5 protein-coding genes are annotated in these 4,101 nt (G+C 63.4%); all 5 read right to left on the reverse strand.

The annotated features are described in order from the left end of the window. The coding region (locus EN939_RS23540; RefSeq protein ID WP_127270052.1) for a 2Fe-2S iron-sulfur cluster-binding protein at window positions 1-952 on the reverse strand (952 nt) is incomplete at its 3' end. Continuing rightward, entirely contained in the window at window positions 949-1,245 is a 297-nt protein-coding gene (locus tag EN939_RS23545) for a sarcosine oxidase subunit delta (RefSeq protein WP_127270054.1), read from the reverse strand. The genes EN939_RS23545 and EN939_RS23540, both read right to left, overlap by 4 nt. An 11-nt stretch (window positions 1,246-1,256) precedes the next feature. Then, entirely contained in the window at window positions 1,257-1,697 is a 441-nt protein-coding gene (locus EN939_RS23550; RefSeq protein WP_127270055.1) for a hypothetical protein, read from the reverse strand. Continuing rightward, window positions 1,697-2,950, reverse strand: a complete 1,254-nt coding sequence (locus tag EN939_RS23555; protein WP_127270057.1) for a sarcosine oxidase subunit beta — start codon at window positions 2,948-2,950, stop codon at window positions 1,697-1,699. The genes EN939_RS23550 and EN939_RS23555 overlap by 1 nt, the downstream gene beginning before the upstream one ends. Window positions 2,951-3,091: 141 nt before the next feature. After that, window positions 3,092-3,832, reverse strand: coding sequence for a hypothetical protein (locus tag EN939_RS23560; protein ID WP_127270059.1), 741 nt, complete (start codon window positions 3,830-3,832; stop codon window positions 3,092-3,094). Between the last annotated feature and the right edge of the window lie 269 nt (window positions 3,833-4,101).

A 4,101-nucleotide genomic window follows, 5' to 3' on the forward strand; every position in this document is an offset into this window, starting at 1 on the left:
TGAGATAGGTGCGCGCGGCACCCGCCAGCATGATGCCCGGCCGGTCATTGTCGGCAAACACCATGTGGCGCTCGATCGCGCCCGAGGCCAGCACCACGCGCTTGGCCCGGACCTGCCACAGCCGCTCGCGCGCCAGATCGTGGCCGGGGGTCCTCAGATGCTCGCTGACACGCTCGACCAGCCCCACAAAATTCTGCGCATAGTAGCCGAACGCCGTCGTTCGCGACAGCACGCGGACATTGTCCATTGCGGCGAGCTTCGCCACGGCAGCTTGCGCCCAGGCAAAACCGTCCTGGCCGTCGATTTTCGCGCCGCTCTCGAAACGCAGGCTGCCGCCGAACTCGGCCTGCTCGTCGGCGAGGATGACGCGCACGCCGGTCTCGGCCGACGCAAGCGCTGCCGCGATGCCTGCCGCACCGCCGCCCAGCACCAGCACGTCGCAATGCGCGTAGCGCGATGAATAATGGTCGGGGTCCGGCTGGTCCGGGGAAACGCCAAGACCGGCCGCGGCGCGGATCTTTGGCTCGTAGAGCCTCTTCCACGCCGCTTTCGGCCACATGAAGGTCTTGTAGTAGAAGCCGGCCGAAAGCAGCGGTGAGGCGATATCGCTGACCGCACCGAGGTCGAAGGACAGTGACGGCCAGCGGTTCTGCGACTGCGCATCAAGCCCGTCATAGAGCTCCTGCACGGTCGCCCGCACGTTCGGCGTCTTGCGTGCCGCGTCGCGCTTGATTTCGACCAGGGCGTTCGGCTCCTCGGCGCCCGCCGACAGGATGCCGCGCGGACGGTGGTACTTGAACGAACGGCCGACGAGATGGACGCCATTGGCGAGCAGCGCCGAGGCCAGCGTGTCGCCCTCGATGCCGGCATAGGACCGGCCATCGAAGCTGAACCGCGCGGTCTTGGCTTGGCTGAAGCGGCCAGCGCCGGGAATGCGGAACGCGCCGCTCATTTGGCAACTCCCGGGAGCTTCGACGGCTTCCGCTCGCCGGCCTTGTAGGTCATGACGAATTTGTCGGTGACGGTGTCGCGTACGGCATTGAAGAAGCGCGCACAGCCATGCATGTGCCGCCAGCGCTCATAAATGATGCCCTTGGGGTTGGAGCGGATGAAGAAGAACTTTTCAAAATCGTCGTCGCTCTCGCCGGCCATATTGGCCGAGCGCGCGATGTGCGCCTCGCCGGCGTTGCGGAACTCGAGTTCCGGACGCTCTTCCTCGCAATAGGGGCAGCGGATGAGAAGCATTTGGTTCGTTCCTACAATTCGCCGTGGCCGACGCGGGCGCCCGCCGGTTGATCGCAAAGCTTCTGTCCCAGGGTCGCGAACGGTGCGACGAGCCGGATGCGCTCTTCCACGCTTGCAGCGGGACGAAACAGATCGCGGGACGCCATGTTGCCGAGGGTGAGCTGCATCGGATCGGTTGTGACGATGACTTGACGCGGCTGGAATGTCTCGTCTTCTTCGAGCCCTTCGGGTCGTCCCTCGAAGAACATCACCACCCTCTGGCCGCCGCTCCAGACGCAGGCCAACGTGCCGTCATCGACCGAAAACGGCCAGCCGGCTTCGTTGCCGGCACGGCTGATCGGCTGCGTGCGCACTTCATCCGGCGAGGGAAAATGGAACATGCCCCGTTCTCCCGCCAGCACTTGCTCCCCCGCCAGCATCAGCGGCATCGCGACAGCCATCTCAGCCATCATCAGTGCGCCACCGCCGCCGCCGCCGCCTCGTCGATGAGCCGTCCGGTGCGGAAGCGTTCGATGGTGAAGGGCGCGTTGATCGGATGCGGATCGTCTTTGGCGATGGTGTGGGCAAAGACATGGCCCGAACCCGGCGTTGCCTTGAAGCCGCCCGTGCCCCAGCCGCAATTGACATAGAGGCCCGGCACCGGCGTCTTGGCCAGGATCGGCGAGCGGTCGGGCGTGACGTCGACAATGCCGCCCCACGAGCGCAGCATCTTCATGCGCGTGAAGATCGGGAACATCTCGCAGATGGCGTCGAGCGTATGTTGCAATATGTGCAAGCCGCCGGTCTGCGAATAGGAGACATACTGGTCGGTGCCGGCGCCGATCACCAGCTCGCCCTTGTCGGACTGCGAGATATAGGCGTGCACCGTGTTCGACATCACCACGCAGGGCACCACCGGCTTGACCGGTTCCGACACCAGCGCCTGCAGCGGATAACTTTCCAGCGGCATGCGCACGCCTGCCATGTTCATGATGACGGAGGAATGGCCGGCGGCAACGACGCCGACCTTCTTGGCGCCGATGAAGCCGCGCGTCGTGTCGACGCCCATAACAGCGCCATTTGGCGCCCGCTTGACCCCGGTCACCTCGCAATTCTGGATGATGTGGACGCCGCGCGCCGAGGCGCCGCGCGCATAGCCCCAGGCAACCGCATCATGCCGCGCCGTGCCGCCGCGACGCTGCAGCGACGCACCGACCACCGGATAGCGCGCATCCCTGGAGGTGTTGAGCGGTGGGCAGAATTCCTTCGCCTGCTCCGGCGTCAGCCATTCATTGTCGATGCCGTTCAGCCGGTTGGCGTGCACGTGGCGCTTCAGCACCTGGACGTCGTGCACATTGTGGGCGAGCATCATGACGCCGCGCGCCGAATACATGACGTTGTAGTTGAGTTCCTGGCTCAAGCCATCCCACAGCTTCAGCGCATGGTCGTAGATGCCGGCGCTCTCGTCATAGAGATAGTTGGAACGGATGATGGTGGTGTTGCGGCCGGTGTTGCCGCCGCCGAGCCAGCCCTTTTCCAGCACCGCGACATTGGTGATGCCGTGCACGGTGGCGAGGTAATAGGCGGTGGCCAGGCCATGGCCGCCGGCGCCGACGATGATGACGTCGTATTCTTTCCTGGGCTCAGGCGAGGACCACTGTTCCTCCCAGCCCTTGTGACCGCGCATGGCTTCACGGGCGATGGCGAATACCGAATATTTCTTCAACGTCCCAACCTCGCCCCAAAAAGGCTTCGCGAATGGCGGCCGGCGTTCATTCGGTCCCGGCGCGCGAGGTGTATCACTAGCGAAACAGCGCTTCCACCCTTGCGCTGTTTGCGACGGCGCTTGCCGTTTTGCGCCGCGCCTTCAACGGCCGCCGTTTTGAGCTTCGCCTTTTGCTGGTTCAGACGAGACACGCTTCACGATGGACGGTCCGATTGCATAGGTCGGCCGCAAATAACCTTGGCGGCAATCGGCGGCGATTTTACGAATTTCCGCATCGTCCGACTGCTCCGCCATGGCCACGAAACGCTCGACGATCACCTCGCGCGGCCTGATAGCTACTGCCGCCGCAAAGCGCCGCAACACCGGATCCGCATGCTCAAGCAACTGTCGCAGGTCCTTGGAGCTCGGCATGAAATAGTGACCATAAGCATTGACCAGTGTCTTGAAAGCCGAGTCCGGACGCAGGGCGGCGGCATTTTCCACCGCAAGCTTTAGCTGCCAGCGCTCCGCAAGACAGATGAACTGGACCACCCTCCATCGAACGCCGGCATGTTCGTCATCCAGCCGCAGCATCACGCGGCCAAGAATGGCTCCATCGGCCGGCGTCGTGCATCCCAGAAGTGCCTCGATTGCGTCGAACCGGATGCCTGAGACCTGACTGTCGAGCAGATCGGCTATCTCTGCGACAACGCAATTCATCTTGTAACCTATCCGGGAACTGGCTTCAGCCGTCAAAAAAGCCGCGGCGGCCTGCGTATGAAGGTTGTCGGACGTCAGCAGCGGCCGAAGGTTTTCGAGCGGAAAGCCCTTATGAAATTCCGATTGGAGAGCGAACGTCAGCTTGCTGTTGCCCTCGAAGCCGGAGGCCAACAACTTGCTCATTATGTCTTGGGGGGTCATTGGAATGGGTGGCGCATCCACCCGCAAGGTTGAATGGCGTCTTGGTACCCCGGTGTCCATCCGACGTCAAGAAATCGTCGCCGATGGCTTCGCACGTATCGGGTGGCTCGCGTTGCCTCGATCTGCGACCAAGCATCCCAACTGCCAGTGAAGCCGGCCCAAATAACAAGGATGCAGAAATGTTCGCACTCGCCAACAAGGTCGCCATCGTCACCGGCGCCAGTTCCGGCATCGGACGCGCCACGGCAAAA

It is taken from the genome of Mesorhizobium sp. M7A.F.Ca.CA.002.05.1.1 (genome assembly GCF_003998335.1).
GTDB lineage: Bacteria > Pseudomonadota > Alphaproteobacteria > Rhizobiales > Rhizobiaceae > Mesorhizobium.